This is a genomic window from Bradyrhizobium sp. USDA 10063, assembly GCF_054063735.1.
Genome location: NZ_JBSSGP010000002.1, coordinates 4,874,588 through 4,894,475 on the forward strand (window position 1 = coordinate 4,874,588; position 19,888 = coordinate 4,894,475).

Sequence of the window (19,888 nt, forward strand, 5' to 3'; positions counted from 1 at the left end):
GGCACGTATTCGTCTCAGAAATTCAAAGATTGCCCTTGCGCTTGTCGCCTTCGCCGGAGGCCACCGGCCTCGGAGACGGATCGCGCACGGAATAGAAAGTGTAGGACAGGGTGATCGATTTCAGGCTGTCGTTCTCGTGGTCGGCGGCCAGCGCCGGATCGACGTAGAACACCACCGGCATCTCGCGCTTCTCGCCCGGCGCCATGGTCTGCTCGGTGAAGCAGAAGCAGTTGATCTTCTGGAAATAGGCCCCGACCGTCAGCGGCGCGACGTTATAGGCCGCCTGCGCCGTCGTGGTCCGCGCCGACTGGTTGGTCACGGTGTAGAAGACGGTGACGACCTCACCGATCTTGACCTCGACAGCGTTCTGCTCGGGCTCGAACTTCCAGGGCAGGCCCGGCGCGACATTGGCATCGAAGCGCACCTCGATCTTGCGGGCGAGCGGTCCTTCCGCCGGCGCCGAGGTCGCGACCTGAGTGGTGCCGTTGAAGCCGGTGGCGCGGCAGAACCAGTTGTAGAACGGCACGGCGGCGTAGGCCGCACCGACCATCAGCACGACGACGAAGCCGCAGATCGAGGCGACCATCGCGTCACGCGTCAGCGCGCGGCGCGACACCTTTTGGCTCGTGCTCGGCGGCTTGGGCGTGGTGGTCTCTTGCGCCATCTCGATCACATCTCAGATCGGCCGCACCAGGACGGCCGGGCCCTTGACCAGGGTGACCGCGAAGAACAGCACGACCAGCACGCCGAGCGCGAGCGCAATGGCGATCGAACGATGGCGGCGGCTCTTGAGCTGCGCCTCGGTAAGGACAATTCCCTCTGGCTCGCGTTTGTCATCCATTGCGTGCCCATGCGCCCCCTACCCGATCCATGATGCAACGGTGCGGAAGGCAACCTCGATCAGCAAGGTCGCGAACAGCGCGAACAAATAAAGGATGGAGAAAGCAAACAATTTGCGGCAGGCGCGATTGGCTTCCTTGCCCTCGCGACGGCGATAAACGTCGACCGCAAGCCACAGCATGCCCGTCCCGAGCAGCAGCGAGGCGACGCCATAGATGGCATCGAAATAGCCGAGCGGCCACGGCGCCACCGCGACCGCAACGAGCACGATCGTGTAAAGCAGGATCTGCAGCCGTGTCGCATCGGGACCGGCGACCACCGGCAGCATCGGCACGCCGGCGCGGGCGTAGTCGTCGCTGCGGAACAGCGCCAGCGCCCAGAAATGCGGCGGGGTCCAGAAGAAGATGATCAGGAACAACAGCACGGGCTCAACCGACAACGAGCCGGTTGCCGCGGCCCAGGCCACCACCGGCGGCAACGCCCCGGCGGCGCCGCCGATCACGATGTTCTGCGCGGTCCAGCGCTTCAGCCACATCGTGTAGACCACCACGTAGAAGAAGATCGTGAAGGCCAGCAGCGCGCCCGCGAGCCAGTTGACGAGGATGCCGAGCGTCATCACCGAGAAGAACGCCAGCGTCAGGCCGAAGGCGGTGGCTTCTCCACTTGTGATGCGGCCGCGCGGGATCGGCCGGTTGGCGGTGCGGGTCATCAGGGCGTCGATATCGCCTTCATAGGCCATGTTCAGCGCACCGGAGGCGCCGGCGCCGACCGCGATGCAGAGGATCGAGGTGAAGGCCAGCACCGGATGGAACTGGCCAGGGGCGATCATCAGGCCGACCAGCGCGGTGAAGATCACCAGCGACATTACCCGCGGCTTCAACAGCGCGATGTAGTCGCCGACCTCGGCCTCGGAGATCCGCGGCAACTCGATGGCGTGGTGATCGACAACCGACACGATGGTCTCGTTCCCTTAAAGCAAGCTAGAGAGCGCGACGCGCCCGTGAAGGGCGCGCCGCTGTTTCTTAACTACTGCACGCGCGGCAGCACCTCGAACTGGTGGAAGGGCGGCGGCGAGGACAGCGTCCATTCCAGCGTGGTGGCGCCGGCGCCCCACGGGTTGGCGGCGGCCTGCTCCTTGCGGACGAAGGCGTCGATCACACCATAGATGAAGATCAGCACGCCGAAGCCCGAGATATAGGAGCCGACCGAGGAGACCAGGTTCCAGCCCGCGAACGCATCGGGATAGTCGACATAGCGGCGCGGCATGCCGGAGAGACCGAGGAAGTGCTGCGGGAAGAACACCAGGTTCACGCCGATGAAGGTGAACCAGAAGTGCAGCTTGCCGATGGTCTCGCTGTACATGTAGCCGAACATCTTCGGGAACCAGTAGTACCAGCCCGCGAAGATGCCGAACACGGCGCCGAGCGACAGCACGTAGTGGAAATGCGCCACCACGTAGTAGGTGTCCTGCAGCACGCGATCGACGCCGGCATTCGCCAGCACGACACCGGTGACGCCGCCGACCGTGAACAGGAAGATGAAGCCGATCGCCCAGATCATCGGCACCTTGAACTCGATCGAGCCGCCCCACATCGTGGCGATCCACGAGAAGATCTTCACGCCGGTCGGCACCGCGATCACCATGGTCGCGGCCACGAAATAAGCCTGCGTCGCCGACGACATGCCGACGGTGTACATGTGGTGAGCCCACACCACGAAGCCGATGCCGCCGATCGCGACCATCGCATAGGCCATGCCGAGATAGCCGAACACCGGCTTGCGCGAGAAGGTCGAGACGATCTGGCTGATCATGCCGAACGCGGGCAGAATCAGGATGTACACTTCGGGATGACCGAAGAACCAGAACAGGTGCTGGAACAGCACCGGATCGCCGCCGGCATCGGGCGCGAAGAAAGCCGTGCCGAAGTTACGGTCGGTGAGCAGCATGGTGATGGCGCCGGCGAGCACCGGCAGCGACAGCAACAGCAGGAACACCGTCACCAGGATCGACCACACGAACAGCGGCATCTTGTGCAGCGTCATGCCGGGCGCGCGCATGTTGAAGATCGTGGTGATGAAGTTGATCGCGCCCAGGATCGAGGACGCACCGGCCAGGTGCAGCGACAGGATCGCGAAATCGACCGCCGGTCCCGGATGGCCCGAGGTCGATAGCGGCGCGTAGATGGTCCAGCCGGCGCCGACGCCATTGGCGCCCGGCTCGCCCTCGACGAAGGTCGAAATCAAGAGCAGCGCGAAGGAGGCCGGCAACAGCCAGAACGAGATGTTGTTCATGCGCGGGAACGCCATGTCGGGCGCGCCGATCATCAGGGGCACGAACCAGTTGCCGAACCCGCCGATCATCGCCGGCATGACCATGAAGAAGATCATGATCAGGCCGTGCGAGGTCACGAACACGTTGTAAGTGTGGGATTCGTGGAAGATCTGCACGCCCGGATACATCAGCTCGGCGCGGATCGCGATCGACATCGCGGCCCCGATGATGCCCGCAATGACCGCGAAGATAAGGTACATCGTGCCGATGTCCTTATGGTTCGTGGAGTAGAGATAGCGGCGCCATCCGGTCGGATGGCCGTGATCATCATGGGCGTGATCGTGTGTCGCTGCGCCTGTTGCCATGTCCTAGATCCTTAAGCCAAGTCCCTTTTGGACCTTTGCGGTCCCATCGCCCTTATTCCGAAGCGCGAAGCCCGCCCCTCGGGCTTGTTGCCTTACTGCGCCGCCTGACCGACCGAGGCGTACGAACTCGCCGGGTTGCTGGCAAATTTCTTCTTGGCGGCGTCCACCCAGTTCGCGAACTCCTGATCGTCCACCACCCGCACCGCGATCGGCATGAACGCATGGTCCTTGCCGCACAGTTCGGAGCACTGGCCGTAATACATGCCGGTCTTGGTGGCCTTGAACCAGGTCTCGTTGAGACGGCCCGGGATCGAGTCGATCTTGATGCCGAAGGCCGGCACCGCAAACGAGTGGATAACGTCCGCGCCGGTGGTCTGGATCCGGATCACCTTGTTGACCGGCACCACCATCTCATTGTCGACGCCGAGCAGCCGCGGCTGCTTGTCCTGGGCAAGCAGCGAATCGAACTCGAACTTGCCGTTATCCGGATAGGCGTAGGACCAGTACCACTGCTTGCCGGTGACCTTGACGGTCAAGTCCGACTTCGGCACGTCGAGCTGCAGGAACAGGAGGCGGAACGACGGCACCGCGATGCAGACCAGGATCAGCACCGGAACCAGCGTCCAGGCCACCTCGATCAGCGTGTTGTGGGTGGTCCTGGAAGGGACCGGATTGGCGCGCGCGTTGAACTTCATCACCACGATGACCAGCAGCGCCAGCACGAACAGCGTGATCAGCGTGATGATCACCAGCAGGAAGTTATGAAACCAGACGATGTTCTCCATCACCGGGGAGCCCGCCTGCTGCAGCGTGGTTTCCCACGGCGCCGGCTGCCCCAATTCGGCGAATGCCGTCCCGCCGGTCGCGAGCGACATGCCCGCCACCGCACCCCCCAGCAACCGCCGGCCCATCAGGCCCATCGACATCCTCATGCCGCTCGCGCTCCCTATGATTTATCCCCTAGCATCCCCGCCGGACGGCGAAGATGCAGCACGATCCGCCCTGACAAACGGCCTGCCGGACGTACCTTCGGAAAGTACGGGAGCCAGATCGTTAGAACGCGTCGAAATCCAGCCTCTCAAACCATAATTCGCAGGCGCTCGCAATGCAGTAGTAGGGCCCCAAGCCATGCGCGATCGGCTATTCCCGCGCTGTGACATTTTCTCGATAAATCAGGCGATAGCGCCACTCCTGCAGGCGACGCCGCTTGACAGGGCGAATGCTGGATGTACCCAAATGCCGGGCGCCCCGCAGGAACCTGATTCGCGCAAAGAGCCTCACCACGGCGCGAGATTTGCTTGGGGATCGCCTTCAAGGCGCCGTCATTGCGGTATCAGTCGTTTTGCGTGCCGCCGGCTGCCGGGCCCTGCACCGGCCCTTGGCCGGGGAAACCGAGCCGGCCTAGCCGGACACCAAAGGATCGACCCGGATGGGCGCTTCGAAACATCACGGCGGACGTAGCTGGAATGCCACCCACTGGCTGGGCGGCCTGCTGGCGCTCGCGTTCATGTTGGGCCTGACCCAGGTGGCCCACGCCCAGGGTGCGGTGCGCTCGGTCCATGGCGACTGGCAGATCCGCTGCGACACCCCGCCAGGCGCCCAGAACGAGCAATGCGCCCTGATCCAGAGCGTGGTCGCCGAGGACCGTTCCAATGCCGGCCTCACCGTGATCGTGCTCAAGACCGCCGACCAGAAGAGCCGCCTGATGCGCGTCGTCGCACCCTTGGGGGTCCTGCTCCCCTCCGGGCTCGGCCTGAAGCTCGACAACCAGGACGTCGGCCGCGCCGGCTTCGTCCGCTGCCTGCCCAACGGCTGCGTCGCCGAGGTCGTGATGGACGACAAGCTGCTCGGCCAGCTCAGGAGCGCCAAGACCGCGACGTTCATCATCTTCGAAACGCCCGAAGAGGGCATCGGCTTTCCGCTCAGCCTGAACGGGCTGGGCGAGGGCTATGACAAGTTGCCGTGAGGGACGAAAGTCCTCGCAACATCGGACGCGTCCTGGTCACCTGGCAGTGGCGTAGTAATCGAAAAGCCGGCTCGCTTCGGCGGAGAGCCAGTCTGCTTCACCGCTGATATAGCCTTCGACCTGCCCGCCAATGCCGAGCAGGAAGGAGATCGGCATGCCATACAGCGCGAACGGCGTGTCGGCTTCCCCGCTGGCGCCGGCACGTGCGACCAGGCCGCCGGGGTCGAAGCCGACCGCGAGGCGGCGAAGCTTCAGCTCCTTCACGAAAGGCGCGACCTTCGATCGATCGCGATCGGTCGCAATCGCGATGACCGCGAGGTCGGCGCGGCCGCCCGCCGCCAGCAGGTCCAACATCGGCAATTCGGTCCGGCAGGCCGGACACCAGGTCGCCCAGAAATTGACGAGCACCACCTTGCCCCGGAGCGACGTCAGATCCAGCACGCCGCCGGAAAGACGCGGGATTGGCACGGGCGGAACCTGTCTCGCGCCGCGAATCTCTATGAACTGGCTCCGGGCTGTTGCGAATGGTGGCGGCCCTCCGGCCTCGGCGCTATTCGACATGGCTGGCACTGCGAGCGCGGCGCCCGCGCCGATCAGCCGCGCCACGACGCTGCGGCGAGTTGCCGTCCGATCCGACATCATGAGGAAGGCTCCGCTAAAGCGTGATGACTTTTCTTCAAATCGTCATCTCGCTATAGTTCCCTGTTTGAGCATGATCTCTTCGGAAAACCGGTACCCACTTTTCCGGATCATGCTCGAGGCAGTATTGGTCCGTTTGTCACGACCGGATGTACGACCAGCCGTCTTCCTGCAATTCGATGATACGCCCGGGACCGCTCGGCACGAGATCGACGTTATCGATCAGGGTGATCGGATGCCCCTCGCTGCGCTGCATGCCAAGCTTCGTCGCCTCGCAGACCACGAAACGAATGTTGGGATTCACCGCCCTCACCACCTGCAGCAGATCCTTCACCGGCGAAGTGTCGGTCCGGAGCATGTGAACGCCGGCGTTGTAGGCAACGACCTCGATCGTGAACGCTTCGTTCCGCTCTTGGTAGTATTTCGGAAGATTGAGCGAGGTCGAGATCAGCGCCCGCATGGTCGTGGGATCATCGGTGTTGATCGGCAATACGAGCCGATGCATCCGAACCGGCGCGGCCTTCGTCTGCGGCTTTGGCGCCGCCGCCTCCGACCCCGTCAGCAGCAAGGTCGCGGTCAGCGGCATCGTGAAAGCCAGGAGCAACCCAACGGCCACCGTCAATTTGCGGTGAGCAAGACGCATCGCGGCAGCTTCAACGATTGCTGGCAAGTGAGGCGAGCTGGTCGCGCTCCGCATAGGCGACAACCGCGCTCAGCACCATCAGGACGATCGCCGGGACCGGCGAGCCGCCGATGACGAACAGATGGGTGATCACCGCTCCGATCATGATGCAGACCAGCAGCAGCGCGCCGAACGCCGCCCTGCGCGGCAGGAGCAGCAGGATCGCCCCCATGACCTCGAGTCCGCCGGTGACGTAGCGGAACCATTGCCCGAGCCCTATGTGCTGGAATTCCTCGACCAGCATGGGGACGCCGTAAAGCTTCGCGCCGCCAGCGGCCACAAAGACCAGCGCCAGCAATCCCCTGACAACCCACAGGCCTAACGAGGTCCAGCGCGGCCGGGCAGGTGCAACAATCGTCGATGACATCGAGAACTCCCGAAATGTGAGAAGCGGCCGGCTGTCAGAACGCTCTGCAGCCGCGTAAAGCCCCGGGGGGACTGTGCAAGCCAAAATTCGGGACTAGGATGAAAATGACAAGTAGGATGATTTTTCTGGTGTAGTATGAAAAAGCAGACTAATGGCCTTTCATCCTCCGATTGCGCCTCGACGCGGGCCAAACAGCAGCTCCAACGAGCCTTCCGCGTGCTGTCCGGCAAGTGGAAGGGCGAGATTCTTTGGCAGCTGGTCAAAGGCAAGCAGCGGTTCGGGCAATTGCGGCGCTCCATCCCGGACGTGACGCAGCACATGCTGACCACGCAGCTGCGGGATCTTGAGAACGAAGGCTTGGTGAAGCGCACGGTGTTTCCCGAAGTGCCGCCGCGCGTCGAATACGAGATGACGCCTGCCGCGAAGGACTTGAAACCCGTGTTCGACGAGCTGTTCCGCTGGGCCAATGCACACGGCAAGCTGGAGCCCGACCCGCCTCCAGCGGACTCTGCCAGCAACCGCCGGCGCGCCGGTCCGCGCGATCACCCCTCGCGTCCTGCCCGATGACTGCCTACATTCACGGGCAAACGTGAATAGACAAACCTGAAATATGAAGGATCGGACATGTCCGACATCAAGTCGTCTCTGCTCGACCGCGCCAATCTCGACCGCGATGCCGTACGCCGCGAGGTCGCGCGGGGCTTGCAAGGGGCTGACGACGGCGAATTGTTCCTGGAATTCGGGCAGACCGAGGCCCTGGTGTTCGACAACGGGCGGTTGAAGCAAGCGACCTACGACACCAGCCAGGGGTTCGGCCTGCGCGCTGTGAAGGACGACGCGGTCGGCTACGCCCATTCCTCCGACGTCTCGCTGCCGGCGCTGATTCGCGCGGCCGATGCGGTCCATGCGGTGCGCGGCGGCTACTCGGGCAGCTTCGCCGCGGCGCCCGCACACACGAATGTGAAGCTATATGGCGACGAGAACCCGCTGGATGCGCCGGGCTTCGAGGCCAAGGTCAAGCTGCTCGGCGAGATCGATGCCTATGTCCGCGACAAGGACCCGCGGGTGCGGCAGGTCTCCGCGAGCCTGACAGCGACCTGGCAGGTGGTGGAGATCGTCCGGCCGGACGGCGAGAGCTATCGCGACATCCGCCCCCTGGTGCGGGTCAACATTTCCGTGGTCGCGGGCCAGGGCGACCGGCAGGAGAGCGGCAGCAAGGGATATGGCGGCCGCGAAGGTTACGCGCGTTTCATCGAGACCAAGGCCTGGCGCGATGCCGCCGACGGCGCGCTGCGCGAGGCGCTGGTCAATCTGGAATCGATGCCGGCCCCGGCCGGCGAGATGGACGTGGTGCTGGGCGCCGGCTGGCCCGGCGTGATGCTGCATGAAGCCGTCGGTCACGGGCTCGAGGGCGATTTCAACCGCAAGAAGACCTCGGCGTTCGCAGGCCTGATGGGCCAGCAGGTCGCCGCCAAAGGCGTCACCGTGGTCGACGACGGCACGATGGCCTCGCGCCGCGGCTCGCTCTCGATCGACGACGAGGGCACGCCGACCAACCGCACGGTGCTGATCGAGGACGGCATCCTGGTCGGCTACATGCAGGACCGCCAGAACGCGCGGCTGATGAACATGAAGCCGACCGGCAATGGCCGGCGGCAGAGCTATGCCCATGTGCCGATGCCGCGCATGACCAACACCTACATGCTGGCCGGGAACAGCGATCCCGCGGAGATTCTCGCTTCGGTGAAGAACGGCATCTATGCCGCCAATTTCGGCGGCGGCCAGGTCGACATCACCTCGGGCAAATATGTGTTCCAGTGCACCGAAGCCTACAAGATCGAGAACGGCAAGCTGGGCGCACCGCTGAAGGGCGCGATGCTGATCGGCAACGGGCCGACCGACCTCAACCGCATCACGATGGTCGGCAACGATCTCGCGCTCGATACCGGCATCGGCACCTGCGGCAAGAACGGGCAAGGCGTCCCGGTCGGCGTCGGCCAGCCGACGCTGCGCATGGAGCGGATCACCGTAGGAGGAACCGGCTAGTGAGCAACAACGAAGTGGCGGTCAGCAAGCCGACAAGCTGGCGTTCGCAAGCAGCCCAACTCGCGGCGATCGTCGCTGTCGTGTTCCTCGCCAAGGGCGCGATCGCCGAGCCTTTCTACGTGCCGTCGGGCTCGATGGAGCCGACGCTTCTGATCGGCGATGCGCTGGTCGCGTCGAAATATCCATACGGTTACGGCACCGCCTCGCTGCCGATCCAGATCACGCTGCCGGAGACGAGCGGCCGGCTGTTCGGCGAGCCGCCGAAGCGCGGCGACGTCGTGGTGTTCCGCTGGCCGGGCGACCGTTCGCAGGCCTGGGTCAAGCGCGTGGTCGGCCTGCCGGGCGACCGCATCCAGATGCGGCAGGGCCAGCTCTTCATCAACGACCATCCCGCGACATTGAAGGCCGACGGCATCGGCGATGCCGAGGACGACCGCGGCAACACCGAGACCGCCTATCGCTATATCGAGACGCTGCCGAACGGCGTCAGCCACGCGATCTTCAAGATGCGCGACAACGGCCGCCTCGACAATACGCCTGAGGTCACCGTGCCGCCGGGAGACCTGTTCGTGCTCGGCGACAACAGGGACAATTCCGCCGACAGCCGCGTCTCCGTACGCGACGGCGGCGTCGGACTGTTGCCGATCGACAACCTGATCGGCCGCGCCGACGCAGTGGTCGGCTCCTGGGACATGGGCATGCGCAGCCAGCCGGTCTGGACCTGGCCGTCAGGATTCCGGTTCGCGCGGTTCTTCACCTCGGTGCACTAGCCAGTAGGCCCTCATGGTGAGGAGGCGCGAAGCGCCGTCTCGAACCATGAGCGCGTAGTGGTAGGCAAAGCGCAGCGTGCCCACCATCCCGAGCGGAGTGCTGATGGTGGGCACGCTTCGCTTTGCCCACCCTACCGAGCTACTGAGCCTCATGAACCGAGACGAATTCCTCGCAGCCGTGCTGCGCAATCCCGCCAATGCCACCATCGCCGATGAGCTGCTGCAGCTTGCGCTGCCCGACGCGTGGCTCGTGTCGGGCTGCCTGGTGCAGACGGTCTGGAACGTAAAGACCTATCGTGTAGTCGATCACGGCATCAGCGACTACGACATTTTCTATTTCGATCCCGATACATCCTGGGAAGCCGAAGACCGGATCATCAAGCGCGTGCATGATGCGGTTGGCCACCTCGGCGTGACCGTTGAAGTCCGCAACCAGGCACGCGTCCACCTTTGGTATCCCGAAAAGCACAGCCTGCCCTACCCGCCGTTGATGCGTTCGACGGATGGCATCGACCGCTTTCTCACGAAGAACACCCAGATCGGAATCCGTTGCAGGCCTGAAGGCTATGATGTCTATGCGCCCAACGGCTTCGATGACGTCGCCAACATGATCGTGCGGCCGAACCCGGGACCGAATTTCTCTGCAGAGAGTTACGCGAAGAAGGCGGCGAGGTGGAAGGCGCTGTGGCCGGAGATCACGGTGCTGCCGAGTTGCTGATGCCTCCCCTCATTGCGAGATGCGTAGGGCGGGCAAAGCGCAGCGTGCCCACCTTCCCGAGCGGAGTGTTGATGGTGGGCACGCTGCTCTTCGCCACCCTACAACAAAACTAGCGCACCACGCCCGAAGTGAATCCCGCCTTGCGTCGCGGTGGCTTGATTTCCTTCTTCAGGAAACAATGCGGCTCGCGCCCGGCATAGCCGGGCCGCGCAAAGGTCCAGGCACGGCATTTGTTGTCGGCCGCGCACGCGGCCTTGCAGACCTCGTCGCCCTCGCCCGCCTTCAGGTCGAAATTCTTGTAGTCGCCGCCGAAACGATCGATCGAGGTTTCGACCGTGCCGTTGCGCGGCTCGACGACGCCGGCGCCGCGCACGCCGGAAACGCAGCAATTGTTCTGCGCGCGCGGCGGCACGCTGTTCTTGAGCCAGCACACCGCGCCCGTGGTGATGTCGGTCGGATAGTTGAAGCTCCAGGCGCGGCAGCGGCGATCGCGCTCGCACACCAACGCGCAATCGGCGGGGTCGCCCGAGGCGACGGGCGAACTCAGGTAGTCTCCGCCGGGGCGATCGAAGTTGACCTGCGCCAGCGCCGGCCGTGACGTCGCCACGGCCGCCAACAAGGCGAACGTCACCACACACGCCCAGACGAGGCGGCCAATTCTCATATCCAACGCTTTCGACTGTCCCCCCGCGCTCACCGCGGGCGGTCATTTGAGCGCCGCCAACCTGTACGCCGGATGAACGGCTCAAAAATGCGGCAAGCTGGCACACCAGTTATCGTGACCAGCGGCCCGCACATAGCGTGAACGCCATGCGCGTAAATATGATGCATCAGAACAAGCGGATAGGGCACGATGTCGCTAGAACGCGCATTCGGCGTAGGCCGGTTCGACGGAGCCGTTCCAGGCGCCGTTGAACTTGTCCAGCAGCTCTTCCGCCGGCGTCCGGCCACAATCGATGATCCGCTCGAGCGGCTCGAGATAGCGGCTCTCGTCGCGGCCGATATGGTCGATGCGGTTACGCCGCCGCAACCCGGCATGCGACAGTTTGAGACACTCTTTCGCGATCTCGAACAGATAGCGGTCCTTGATCCGCGCCTTGAAGCCGAAGCGCGGCACGTCGTCGCGCAGCGCCTGCCGCTCCTGCGCGGTCCAGTTCCGCACCAGGTCCCAGGCGGCATCGAGCGTATCGTTGTCGTAGAGCAGCCCGACCCAGAATGCCGGCAATGCCGGCAGCCGTCCCCATGGCGCGCCATCGGCGCCGCGCATTTCCAGATAGCGCTTGAGCCGCACTTCGGGGAAGATCGTCGAGAGGTGATTGGCCCAATCCGACAGGGTCGGACGCTCGCCGGGCAGCGCCGGATTCTTGCCCTCGAAGAAATCGCGGAACGAGGTGCCGGAGACGTCGAGATAGCTGTCGCCGCGCTTGACGAAATACATCGGCACGTCGAGGGCATAATCGACCCAGCGCTCGAACCCCATGCCGTCCTCGAACGCCCATGGCAGCATGCCGGAGCGCGCATTGTCGGTGTCGCGCCAGATCTCGGATCGGAATGACAGCAAACCGTTGGGCTTGCCTTCCGTGAACGGCGAGTTGGCGAACAGCGCGGTCGCGATCGGCTGCAGGGCGAGCGACACCCGCAGCTTCTTCACCATGTCCGCTTCGGAGGAGAAGTCGAGATTGGTCTGCACCGTGCAGGTGCGGTACATCATGTCGATGCCGTATTTGCCGACCTTCGGCATGTAGCCGGTCATGATCTTGTAGCGGCCCTTGGGCATCACCGGGATCTCTGCCCGCGACCAGGACGGCGTCATGCCGAGGCCGAGAAAGCCGATGCCAAGCGGGGTGGCGATCTCGCGGACCTGCGCGAGATGCGCCATCAGTTCGCTCTGCGTCTGATGCACGGTCTCGACCGGGGCGCCCGACAATTCGAACTGGCCGCCCGGCTCGAGCGAGATCGCCCCGCCCCCGGTGACGTCGTAGAGACCGATGATGTTGCCATTCTCCATGATCGGCTCCCAGCCGAGCAGGAGCTTCATGCCTTCGAGCAGCGCGCCGATGCCGCGCGCGCCTTCATACGGCACGGGCTGATGGCCCTGCAGCGTGAACGGCGTCTTCTCATGCTCGGTCCCGATCCGGAAATCGGCAGGATCCTTCACGCCGGCCTCGAGCCACGCGACCAGTTCGTCGCGAGATTGGAGTGGCGTCATATCGATCTGGTCACGCGCCATACGAATTCCGATACTGAAGCGCTTCGATCGAATGCGCGCGGTGGCAGGGGCATCCGCGAACCGGGCGGCCCGCGGATGCTGGTGGCAACAATGATATCATCGGGCAGTCACGCCGTCTCTTATCGCAGGCGACCTGGCGTCGCCGCAGGAACATCCCAGCCGGTCGAGGAGCGCGCACAGCTTGACCGCGTCGGCGTCAGACAGTTTCGATCCGACATGCTTCTCGATCGCCGCCGAATAGGCGCCCCACATCCGCTTCTGCAATTCGCGTCCCGTCTCGGTAATCTCGACAAACTGGCCGCGCTTGTCGACCTTGCATTCGCGCCGGGCCGCCAGCCCCTCGTCCACCAGGCGGTCGATCAGCCGCGACGTCGAATATTGCGGCAGCAGCATCTGCCGTTCCAATTCCACCGGCCGCAGCTCGCCCGACGGCGCGCGCGACAGCTCCAGCAGGGCATCGTACCAGGCGAGCGGCGGAAAGCCGGCCTTCTTCAGGTCCTGCTCCACGGCGTCGAGCACCCGGCTCTGCACCCGCATCAGGCGGATCCAGGCGGCGGTCGCCTCGGTCGATGGTTTGCGTTTCATGGCCTATAGTCCGTCATCGTCGGCACGAGTGTACCGTACTGAATGCAGGTGCATCAATCTTGACTATTCATGCAGGTGCATTTAGTCGGTCCGATGCCCAAGGCCAACAACAAAAAGGCCAACAATAGGTTCGAGAGGAGATCTCCGATGAAATTGTACTATTCGCCCGGCGCGTGCTCGCTTTCGCCCCATATCGCGCTCCTGGAAGCCGGCCTGCCCTACGAGCTGGTCAAGGTCGACGTGCGCGCCAAGAAGCTCGAAAATGGCGACGATTTCCTGCAAGTGAACCCGAAGGGCCAGGTCCCGGCGCTAAGGCTCGATTCCGGCGAACTGGTTACCGAGGGCCCCGTAATCGTGCAGATCATCGCCGACCGCGCCGCGGGCAAGAACCTGGCGCCGGCCCAGGGCAGCGCCGAGCGCTACAAGCTGCTCGAATGGCTCAACTTCATCACCACCGAACTGCACAAGAATTTCAGTCCGCTGTTCGCGCCGGTCCTGTCCGATGACACCAAGGCCTTCTTCAGGGACCGCCTGATGGCCAAGTTCAAATATATCGACAGCCAGCTCGCCGGGCGCGACTATCTGCTCGGCAACCAGTTCACCGTCGCCGACGGCTATCTGTTCGTGATGCTGGCCTGGGCCGACCGGATGCAGTTCGACCTGTCGGGCCTGCCAAATCTCGTCGCCTACAAGGCCCGCGTCGCCGCCCGGCCGAAGGTGCAGGAAGCGCTGACCAAGGAAGGCCTGCTGAAGGCGGCGTAGGCTGCGAATGCGAAGGACCGGATCATTGATCCGGCCCCTTGACTGACGCCGTACCCACGCCGATAGGGGTAGGGAAGGCAGTTAGCCTCCCCTCCCTCCGAACCGTACGGGCGGTTTTCCCGCATACGGCTCTCCAGTCGCTGGTTTCCTCATCGTGAATGTCTCGCGTGCTCGAGTGCTGTTGCGAGGGTGAACAGTCCTTGAGCCGCGAAGAAAGCATTAGGCCATCGCTGATGGTCGGCTTTGCATCGTCCGGCCCCGGGCCGCTTGTCCTGCTTGCGCAGGATGGCGCGCAACCGCCGCCGAACGAAGCCATCAAGGCTGCGAAGCTGGAATGGCGCGGCGTGCTTGAAGTAGCCGAACCATCCCCGCAGCGCCGGGTTGAGGTCCGCGATGATCCGCATGAGGCTGTCCCCTCTGCTGCGTATCGTTTTGGCCCTCACCTTGTCCTTGATCGCTGTCAGGCTCTTCTTCCGCACGAGCCGGCGACCCGCCTCGAACCGGTAGCCGAGGAAATCGAATCCCTGTCCCGGTTGTCGGCTGTCGACGATCCGCGTCTTGTCCGGATGCAGCGTCAGGCCGTTGGCCGCCATCCACGTCGTGACTTCACGCAACGCGGCCCTCGCCTCGGCTTCCGTCCGGCAGAGAACCACGAAGTCGTCGGCGTAACGCACCATCCGCCGCCCGTTCTGCTCCATCAGCAGGTCGAGCGGATGCAGATAGATGTTGGCCAGCAGCGGCGAGAGGACCGCCCCTTGGGGCGTTCCCGTCGTCGGGAGCCAGCACGCCATGTCCGTCATGATCTCTTGCCGGAGAAAGCCGTCGATCAGCGTCAGGATACGCCCGTCGCTGATGCTCTCGCCCACCCGTGCCATCAGCCTATCGTGCGGGATCGTATCGAAGTAGCTCTTCAGGTCGGCGTCCACGACATGGGTGAAGCCTTCCTTCAGCAGCCGATCGACCTCCCGCAACGCGTCCTTGCAGCTTCGTCCCGGCCGGAAGCCGTAGCTTCCCGGCCGGAACTGGACTTCAAAGATCGGCTCGATGGTCATCTTCAGAGCCGTCTGCACGATGCGGTCCTTGACGGTCGGTATCCCGAGCGGACGGGTTTGTCCGCCGCCTTTGGGAATCTCGACCCGCTTGACCGGGCTCGGCCGATAGCTGCCGTGCTTCAGATCTTCATGAAGCTCCGTCAGATATCGCTCCGCACCCGCCGCAAACCGCGCGATGCCTTGACCATCCACGCCTGCCGCCCCCTTGTTCCGCTCGACCTTCCGCCATGCGGCTTGCAGGGTCGCAGGCCGGATGGCCTTGTCCACCAGACTGAACCACTTGCCTCCTTTGACGCCGTTACCCCGCGCCGACACCATGCGCTCCGTCCAGATCGAAGCTTCCGCCCACCACCCAGTCCGCGGTTGTCCGCCGGCGGCGTCTCCCCCTTGCTTAGCCTTGCCGGCACTGTCGGGGTTATCTTGCTTCATGCCGAACCTCGTGCATCCAGCTTCCTGCCTCCCTTCCCTCGGAACGGTTTTGCTTCCCGTCCCTCTCGCCGTCAAAACGGACTGCGGTATTATGAAGGCTCTGACTCCTGTCGCTCTCACCCCGAGCGGCAGGTCTCTCCGCTTACTCCGCCTTGCCTTCCCGACATTCCGACCTCACCCACGTTGGCTGTCCCGCGGTCGCTTTGTCAGTCGCCTCAGCGCCGAGGGTTGTTCCAGGCTTCACCTCGAACGAGCAGGCTCGCCACAGCCCTACGCCGTATCAGGTTCGTCATCCTACGGACTGTCGGTTCACCTCCGGTTGCTCTCCACCCCGCCTCACGGCGACGCAGTCTCCTTCGATTACAGAGTTGCGACCAACTCCGGAACGGACTTACACCGTTCAGTCAAAGCGTCCTCACGGACGCGCTCGTCCCGGCCTTGAGCCGGGACCCATAACCCCAGGACGTCGTTGTAGCGCCCGGTGCGCGGCCGGCTTACTTGACAACACCGGCCGGTGGTTATGGGTCCCGGGTCGCGCTTCGCTTGCCCGGGACGACGAGGGAGGCTACTCCGCCGCTTCGGCGACCGGCTTCTTCGGCGGGAAACGGCCGTAGAAGGTCTCGCCCTTGGCGGCCATCTCGACCAGGAGCTTCGGCGGGGTGAAGCGGGAGCCGTATTTGGCCTCGAATTTGTGGCAGAGCTCGACGAACTTCTTGGTGCCCATGAAGTCGATATAGGACAGCGTGCCTCCGGTGAACGGCGCGAAGCCGAAGCCCAGGATCGAGCCGACATCGGCCTCGCGCACATCGGTGATGACGTGATCCTCGACCGTGCGCGCGGCTTCGACCGCCTGCACCACCAGGAAGCGCTGCTTCAATTCCTCGACATCGAGCGTATCCGGATCGAGGTGCTTCGGCTGCAGCCCGGCGAGCCCCGGCCACAGGCTCTTCTGGCCCTTGCCCTTCTCGGGATAGTCGTAGAAGCCCTTGGCGTTCTTGCGGCCGAAGCGGCCCTGCTTCTCGACCAGCTCCACCATCAGCTTCTTGTGATCCTGGTTGATGGCGTTGGGCCCGAGATCGGCCTCGGTCGCCTTCATGATCTTCAGGCCGAGATCGAGTGCGACCTCGTCCGACAGCGACAGCGGCCCGACCGGCATGCCGGCCATCTTGGCCGCGTTCTCAATCATCGCCGGCGGCACGCCCTCGAGGAACATCTCGTTGCCTTCCGCGATGTAGCGCATCACGCAGCGGTTGGCGAAGAAGCCGCGGGAGTCGTTGACCACGATCGGCGTCTTGCCGATGGTGCGGACATAGTCCAGCGCCGTGGCAAGCGCGACGTCTCCGGTGTTCTTGCCGAGGATGATCTCGACCAGCATCATCTTCTCGACCGGCGAGAAGAAGTGAATGCCGATGAACTTGCCCTGGTCCTTGAATTCCTCGGCCAGCGAATTGATCGGCAGCGTCGAGGTGTTGGAGGCGAAGATCGCGTCTCCCTTGAGCAGCGGCTGCGCCTTGGCATAGGTGTCCGCCTTCACCTTGCGATCCTCGAACACCGCTTCGATGACGAGGTCGCAGTCCTTCAACACATTGTAGTCAGCGGTCGCCGTGATGCGCGACAGCAGCGCATCGCGCTCGGCCTCCTTCGCCCGGCCCTTTGCGATCAGGCCATCGATCACGCCTTTGGCGTGCGCCTTGCCCTTGTCGGCGCTCTCCTGGTCGCGGTCAACAAGCACGACATCGATGCCGGCCTTGGCCGAGACGTAGCCGACGCTGGCGCCCATGAAGCCGGCGCCGATCACGGCGAGCTTCTTCACCTTGGTCGGCGGCACGCCCGCCGGACGGCGCGCGCCCTTGTTCAGTTCCTGCATCGACAGGAACAGAGAGCGGATCATCGCCGCCGCTTCCTTGGAGCGCAGCACTTGCGTGAAGTAGCGCGACTCGACGCGCAGCGCGGCGTCGATCGGCAACTGCAGGCCTTCGTAGACGCAGCTCATGATGGCGCGCGCCGCCGGATAATTGTCGTAAGTCTCGCGGCGGTAGATCGCATTGCCCGCCGGGAACATCTGCATGCCCATCTTGGAGAAGACGGGGCCGCCGGGGAGCTTGAAGCCCTTCTCGTCCCACGGCGCGACCGCCTTGCCGCCGCCCCTGATCCAGTCCTTTGCAGCCTTGATCAGCTCGCCGGCCGGCACGATCGCATGGATGAGATTAAGCTGCTTGGCTCTTGCGAGGTTGACCGCCTCGCCCTTCAGGAGGAGTTGCATCGCGTCCTGTGGCGGCACGATGCGTGGCACCCGCTGGGTGCCGCCGGCGCCGGGAAAGAGGCCGACCTTGATCTCGGGCAGGCCGAGTCGGGTCTTCGGGTTCTCCGCGGCAACGCGATAGTGGCAGGACAGCGTGATCTCGAAGCCGCCGCCTAGCGCCAGTCCGTTGATGGCAGCGACCCACGGCTTGCCGGAGGTCTCGATCGAGCGGAACACTTGCGAGAAGCGGCGGCTCTGCTCGAACAGCACCTGGTTGGCCGCGACCTCGCCCTTCTCCTGCAAGAGCTGCGCATAGGTGCGGCTCATGCCCTCAAGCATCGAGAGGTCGGCGCCGGCGCAGAAGGCCTCCTTGCTCGAGGTGATGACGACGCCCTTGATCGCGGCATCCGCCGTGGTCTGCTTGACGATCTCCTCGAGTTCGAGGACCGAGGTTTCGTCCAGCACGTTCATCGAACGTCCCGGAATGTCCCAGGTGACGAGCGCAATGCCGTCGGCGTCGGTTTCGAATTTGAAATTCTTGAAGGCCATGTGGTGCTCCCTCGATGCCGGCTGCCGGTAAGGCGCTGGCGGTTGGCTCTCGATCGTAGGGTGGGCAAAGCGAAGCGTGCCCACCATTAACTTCTCGGCAAGCGATGGTGGGCACGGCGCAAGAGCGCCTTTGCCCACCCTACGGCAGTTACACCCGCTCGATGATGGTCGCGGTGCCCATGCCGCCGCCGATGCACAGCGTCACCAGCGCGGTCGACTTGTCGGTGCGCTCGAGCTCGTCGAGCACTGTCCCTAAGATCATCGCGCCGGTCGCCCCTAACGGATGACCGAGCGCGATCGCGCCGCCATTGACGTTGATCTTGGCGTTGTCGATGTCGAAGGCCTGGATGTAGCGCAGCACCACCGAGGCAAAGGCTTCGTTCAGCTCGAACAGATCGATGTCCGACTTCTTCATGCCGGAGCGGGCGAACAGCTTTTCGGTGACGTCGACCGGCCCGGTCAGCATCATCGCCGGCTCCGAGCCGATATTGGCGAACGCCCGGATCTTCGCCCGCGGCTTCAGGCCGTGCTTCGCGCCCGCCTCCTTGCTGCCGAGCAGCACCGCGCCGGCACCGTCGACAATGCCAGAGGAATTGCCGGCGTGGTGCACATAGTTGACCTTCTCGATCTCCGGATGCGACTGCACCGCCACCGCATCGAAGCCTGCCATCGCCGCCATCGCCGCAAAGGACGGCTGCAACTGCGCCAGCGACTGCATCGTCGTCGTGGGCCGCATGTGCTCGTCCTTGGCGAGGATGGTGAGGCCATTGATGTCCTTCACCGGCACGACCGATTTGTCGAAGCGGCCTTCGTCCCAGGCCTTGGCCGCGCGCTGCTGGCTCTGCACGGCGTAAGCGTCGACGTCGTCACGGGAGAAGCCGTATTTGGTCGCGATCAAATCGGCCGAGACGCCCTGCGGCATGAAATAGGCCGGCACCGCCATCGAGGGATCCATCGGCCAGGCGCCGCCGGACGCGCCGATGCCGACCCGGCTCATGGATTCCGCGCCGCCGCCGATCACCAGTTCATGTTGCCCGCTCATGATCTGGGCCGCGGCAAAATTCACGGCATCAAGGCCCGAGGCGCAGAAGCGGCTGATCTGTACGCCCGGCACCTTCTCGCCGAGGCCCGATTTCAGCGCCGCGAAGCGGGCCATGTCGGAGCCGGCTTCGCCGACGGGATCGACGATGCCGAACACGACGTCATCGACGACGTCTTCGGCAATGTTGTTGCGCTCCTTCAGCGCCTTCAGCGGCACGGTGGCGAGCGCCAGCGCGGTGACTTCGTGCAGCGCGCCGTCAGGCTTGCCGCGACCGCGCGGGGTACGAACGTGATCGTAGATATATGCCTCAGGCATGACGCCCTCCTGATATG

The 19,888-nt window shown here is 64.1% G+C and carries 20 protein-coding genes; 6 read left to right on the plus strand and 14 right to left on the minus strand.

Annotated elements, in window-relative coordinates:
• Nucleotides 1–22: 22 nt before the first annotated feature.
• From ACVJGD_RS25070 to coxB, 5 genes are all read right to left on the minus strand, one after another.
• On the minus strand, nt 23–664 hold the full coding sequence (locus tag ACVJGD_RS25070) for a cytochrome c oxidase assembly protein (RefSeq protein WP_456636812.1): 642 nt from the start codon (nt 662–664) through the stop codon (nt 23–25).
• Between the two features lie 12 nt (nt 665–676).
• Nucleotides 677–841 carry a CoxF protein gene (locus ACVJGD_RS25075; protein WP_454616405.1) on the minus strand — a complete coding sequence of 55 codons (165 nt, stop codon included), beginning with the start codon at nt 839–841 and terminating at the stop codon, nt 677–679.
• A gap of 18 nt (nt 842–859) precedes the next feature.
• Nucleotides 860–1,795 carry a heme o synthase gene (locus ACVJGD_RS25080; RefSeq protein WP_456636813.1) on the minus strand — a complete coding sequence of 312 codons (936 nt, stop codon included), beginning with the start codon at nt 1,793–1,795 and terminating at the stop codon, nt 860–862.
• Nucleotides 1,796–1,866: 71 nt separating this feature from the next.
• Nucleotides 1,867–3,477, minus strand: a complete 1,611-nt coding sequence (ctaD, locus tag ACVJGD_RS25085; RefSeq protein WP_456636814.1) for a cytochrome c oxidase subunit I — start codon at nt 3,475–3,477, stop codon at nt 1,867–1,869.
• 92 nt (nt 3,478–3,569) lie between these two features.
• On the minus strand, nt 3,570–4,409 hold the full coding sequence (gene coxB, locus ACVJGD_RS25090; RefSeq protein ID WP_456636815.1) for a cytochrome c oxidase subunit II: 840 nt from the start codon (nt 4,407–4,409) through the stop codon (nt 3,570–3,572).
• Between the two features lie 497 nt (nt 4,410–4,906).
• Here coxB and ACVJGD_RS25095 point away from each other — a divergent pair, with 497 nt between their 5' ends.
• Complete coding sequence (locus ACVJGD_RS25095) at nt 4,907–5,443, plus strand: invasion associated locus B family protein (RefSeq protein WP_456636816.1); 537 nt, start codon at nt 4,907–4,909, stop codon at nt 5,441–5,443.
• 36 nt (nt 5,444–5,479) lie between these two features.
• Here the strand turns inward: ACVJGD_RS25095 and ACVJGD_RS25100 are convergent, their stop codons facing one another.
• The 3 genes from ACVJGD_RS25100 to ACVJGD_RS25110 form a co-directional block, all read right to left on the minus strand.
• A complete protein-coding gene (locus ACVJGD_RS25100; protein ID WP_456636817.1) occupies nt 5,480–6,085 on the minus strand; it encodes a TlpA family protein disulfide reductase in 606 nt (201 codons plus the stop codon).
• Between the two features lie 136 nt (nt 6,086–6,221).
• On the minus strand, nt 6,222–6,725 hold the full coding sequence (locus ACVJGD_RS25105) for a DsrE family protein (protein WP_456636818.1): 504 nt from the start codon (nt 6,723–6,725) through the stop codon (nt 6,222–6,224).
• Between the two features lie 10 nt (nt 6,726–6,735).
• A complete protein-coding gene (locus tag ACVJGD_RS25110) occupies nt 6,736–7,131 on the minus strand; it encodes a DoxX family protein (RefSeq protein ID WP_456636819.1) in 396 nt (131 codons plus the stop codon).
• A 216-nt stretch (nt 7,132–7,347) separates the two neighbouring features.
• On the opposite strand from ACVJGD_RS25110, the gene ACVJGD_RS25115 reads away from it, so the two are divergent.
• The 4 genes from ACVJGD_RS25115 (at nt 7,348) to ACVJGD_RS25130 (ending at nt 10,665) form a co-directional block, all read left to right on the plus strand.
• Nucleotides 7,348–7,698 (plus strand): winged helix-turn-helix transcriptional regulator, encoded by a 351-nt coding sequence (locus ACVJGD_RS25115; protein ID WP_456636820.1) that lies wholly within the window; start codon nt 7,348–7,350, stop codon nt 7,696–7,698.
• Between the two features lie 57 nt (nt 7,699–7,755).
• Nucleotides 7,756–9,177, plus strand: a complete 1,422-nt coding sequence (tldD, locus tag ACVJGD_RS25120; protein WP_456636821.1) for a metalloprotease TldD — start codon at nt 7,756–7,758, stop codon at nt 9,175–9,177.
• Nucleotides 9,177–9,947, plus strand: a complete 771-nt coding sequence (gene lepB, locus ACVJGD_RS25125; RefSeq protein WP_456636822.1) for a signal peptidase I — start codon at nt 9,177–9,179, stop codon at nt 9,945–9,947. Before tldD ends, lepB begins: the two co-directional genes overlap by 1 nt.
• A 151-nt stretch (nt 9,948–10,098) precedes the next feature.
• Nucleotides 10,099–10,665 carry a nucleotidyltransferase family protein gene (locus tag ACVJGD_RS25130; protein ID WP_456640363.1) on the plus strand — a complete coding sequence of 189 codons (567 nt, stop codon included), beginning with the start codon at nt 10,099–10,101 and terminating at the stop codon, nt 10,663–10,665.
• A gap of 109 nt (nt 10,666–10,774) precedes the next feature.
• On the opposite strand, the gene ACVJGD_RS25135 is transcribed toward ACVJGD_RS25130, so the two are convergent.
• The 3 genes from ACVJGD_RS25135 to ACVJGD_RS25145 all read right to left on the minus strand — a co-directional run bounded on the left by ACVJGD_RS25135 (nt 10,775) and on the right by ACVJGD_RS25145 (nt 13,480).
• The gene (locus ACVJGD_RS25135; protein WP_456636823.1) at nt 10,775–11,329 is read right to left on the minus strand and encodes a PAN domain-containing protein; all 555 of its coding nucleotides are present in this window, start codon (nt 11,327–11,329) and stop codon (nt 10,775–10,777) included.
• Nucleotides 11,330–11,524: 195 nt separating this feature from the next.
• The gene (locus ACVJGD_RS25140; protein ID WP_456636824.1) at nt 11,525–12,895 is read right to left on the minus strand and encodes a glutamate--cysteine ligase; all 1,371 of its coding nucleotides are present in this window, start codon (nt 12,893–12,895) and stop codon (nt 11,525–11,527) included.
• Nucleotides 12,896–12,991: 96 nt separating this feature from the next.
• The gene (locus ACVJGD_RS25145; RefSeq protein WP_456636825.1) at nt 12,992–13,480 is read right to left on the minus strand and encodes a MarR family winged helix-turn-helix transcriptional regulator; all 489 of its coding nucleotides are present in this window, start codon (nt 13,478–13,480) and stop codon (nt 12,992–12,994) included.
• Nucleotides 13,481–13,627: 147 nt separating this feature from the next.
• On the opposite strand from ACVJGD_RS25145, the gene gstA reads away from it, so the two are divergent.
• Nucleotides 13,628–14,242, plus strand: a complete 615-nt coding sequence (gene gstA, locus ACVJGD_RS25150) for a glutathione transferase GstA (RefSeq protein WP_456636826.1) — start codon at nt 13,628–13,630, stop codon at nt 14,240–14,242.
• A gap of 149 nt (nt 14,243–14,391) precedes the next feature.
• Here the strand turns inward: gstA and ltrA are convergent, their stop codons facing one another.
• The 3 genes from ltrA to ACVJGD_RS25165 all read right to left on the minus strand — a co-directional run bounded on the left by ltrA (nt 14,392) and on the right by ACVJGD_RS25165 (nt 19,871).
• Nucleotides 14,392–15,723 (minus strand): group II intron reverse transcriptase/maturase, encoded by a 1,332-nt coding sequence (ltrA, locus tag ACVJGD_RS25155; protein WP_456636827.1) that lies wholly within the window; start codon nt 15,721–15,723, stop codon nt 14,392–14,394.
• Nucleotides 15,724–16,288: 565 nt separating this feature from the next.
• Nucleotides 16,289–18,514, minus strand: coding sequence for an FAD-dependent oxidoreductase (locus ACVJGD_RS25160; RefSeq protein ID WP_456636828.1), 2,226 nt, complete (start codon nt 18,512–18,514; stop codon nt 16,289–16,291).
• Nucleotides 18,515–18,662: 148 nt separating this feature from the next.
• Nucleotides 18,663–19,871, minus strand: a complete 1,209-nt coding sequence (locus ACVJGD_RS25165) for an acetyl-CoA C-acetyltransferase (protein ID WP_456636829.1) — start codon at nt 19,869–19,871, stop codon at nt 18,663–18,665.
• Between the last annotated feature and the right edge of the window lie 17 nt (nt 19,872–19,888).

Excerpts from the sequence above, each read along its gene's own strand:
- ACVJGD_RS25070 (WP_456636812.1), bottom strand. The coding sequence starts at position 664 with ATGGCGCAAGAGACCACCACGCCCAAGCCGCCGAGCACGAGCCAAAAG.
- ACVJGD_RS25075 (WP_454616405.1), bottom strand. The coding sequence starts at position 841 with ATGGATGACAAACGCGAGCCAGAGGGAATTGTCCTTACCGAGGCGCAG.
- ctaD (WP_456636814.1), bottom strand. The coding sequence starts at position 3,477 with ATGGCAACAGGCGCAGCGACACACGATCACGCCCATGATGATCACGGC.
- coxB (WP_456636815.1), bottom strand. The coding sequence starts at position 4,409 with ATGAGGATGTCGATGGGCCTGATGGGCCGGCGGTTGCTGGGGGGTGCG.
- ACVJGD_RS25095 (WP_456636816.1), top strand. The coding sequence starts at position 4,907 with ATGGGCGCTTCGAAACATCACGGCGGACGTAGCTGGAATGCCACCCAC.
- ACVJGD_RS25100 (WP_456636817.1), bottom strand. The coding sequence starts at position 6,085 with ATGATGTCGGATCGGACGGCAACTCGCCGCAGCGTCGTGGCGCGGCTG.
- ACVJGD_RS25105 (WP_456636818.1), bottom strand. The coding sequence starts at position 6,725 with ATGCGTCTTGCTCACCGCAAATTGACGGTGGCCGTTGGGTTGCTCCTG.
- ACVJGD_RS25110 (WP_456636819.1), bottom strand. The coding sequence starts at position 7,131 with ATGTCATCGACGATTGTTGCACCTGCCCGGCCGCGCTGGACCTCGTTA.
- tldD (WP_456636821.1), top strand. The coding sequence starts at position 7,756 with ATGTCCGACATCAAGTCGTCTCTGCTCGACCGCGCCAATCTCGACCGC.
- ACVJGD_RS25130 (WP_456640363.1), top strand. The coding sequence starts at position 10,099 with ATGAACCGAGACGAATTCCTCGCAGCCGTGCTGCGCAATCCCGCCAAT.
- ACVJGD_RS25135 (WP_456636823.1), bottom strand. The coding sequence starts at position 11,329 with ATGAGAATTGGCCGCCTCGTCTGGGCGTGTGTGGTGACGTTCGCCTTG.
- ACVJGD_RS25140 (WP_456636824.1), bottom strand. The coding sequence starts at position 12,895 with ATGGCGCGTGACCAGATCGATATGACGCCACTCCAATCTCGCGACGAA.
- ACVJGD_RS25145 (WP_456636825.1), bottom strand. The coding sequence starts at position 13,480 with ATGAAACGCAAACCATCGACCGAGGCGACCGCCGCCTGGATCCGCCTG.
- gstA (WP_456636826.1), top strand. The coding sequence starts at position 13,628 with ATGAAATTGTACTATTCGCCCGGCGCGTGCTCGCTTTCGCCCCATATC.
- ltrA (WP_456636827.1), bottom strand. The coding sequence starts at position 15,723 with ATGAAGCAAGATAACCCCGACAGTGCCGGCAAGGCTAAGCAAGGGGGA.
- ACVJGD_RS25160 (WP_456636828.1), bottom strand. The coding sequence starts at position 18,514 with ATGGCCTTCAAGAATTTCAAATTCGAAACCGACGCCGACGGCATTGCG.
- ACVJGD_RS25165 (WP_456636829.1), bottom strand. The coding sequence starts at position 19,871 with ATGCCTGAGGCATATATCTACGATCACGTTCGTACCCCGCGCGGTCGC.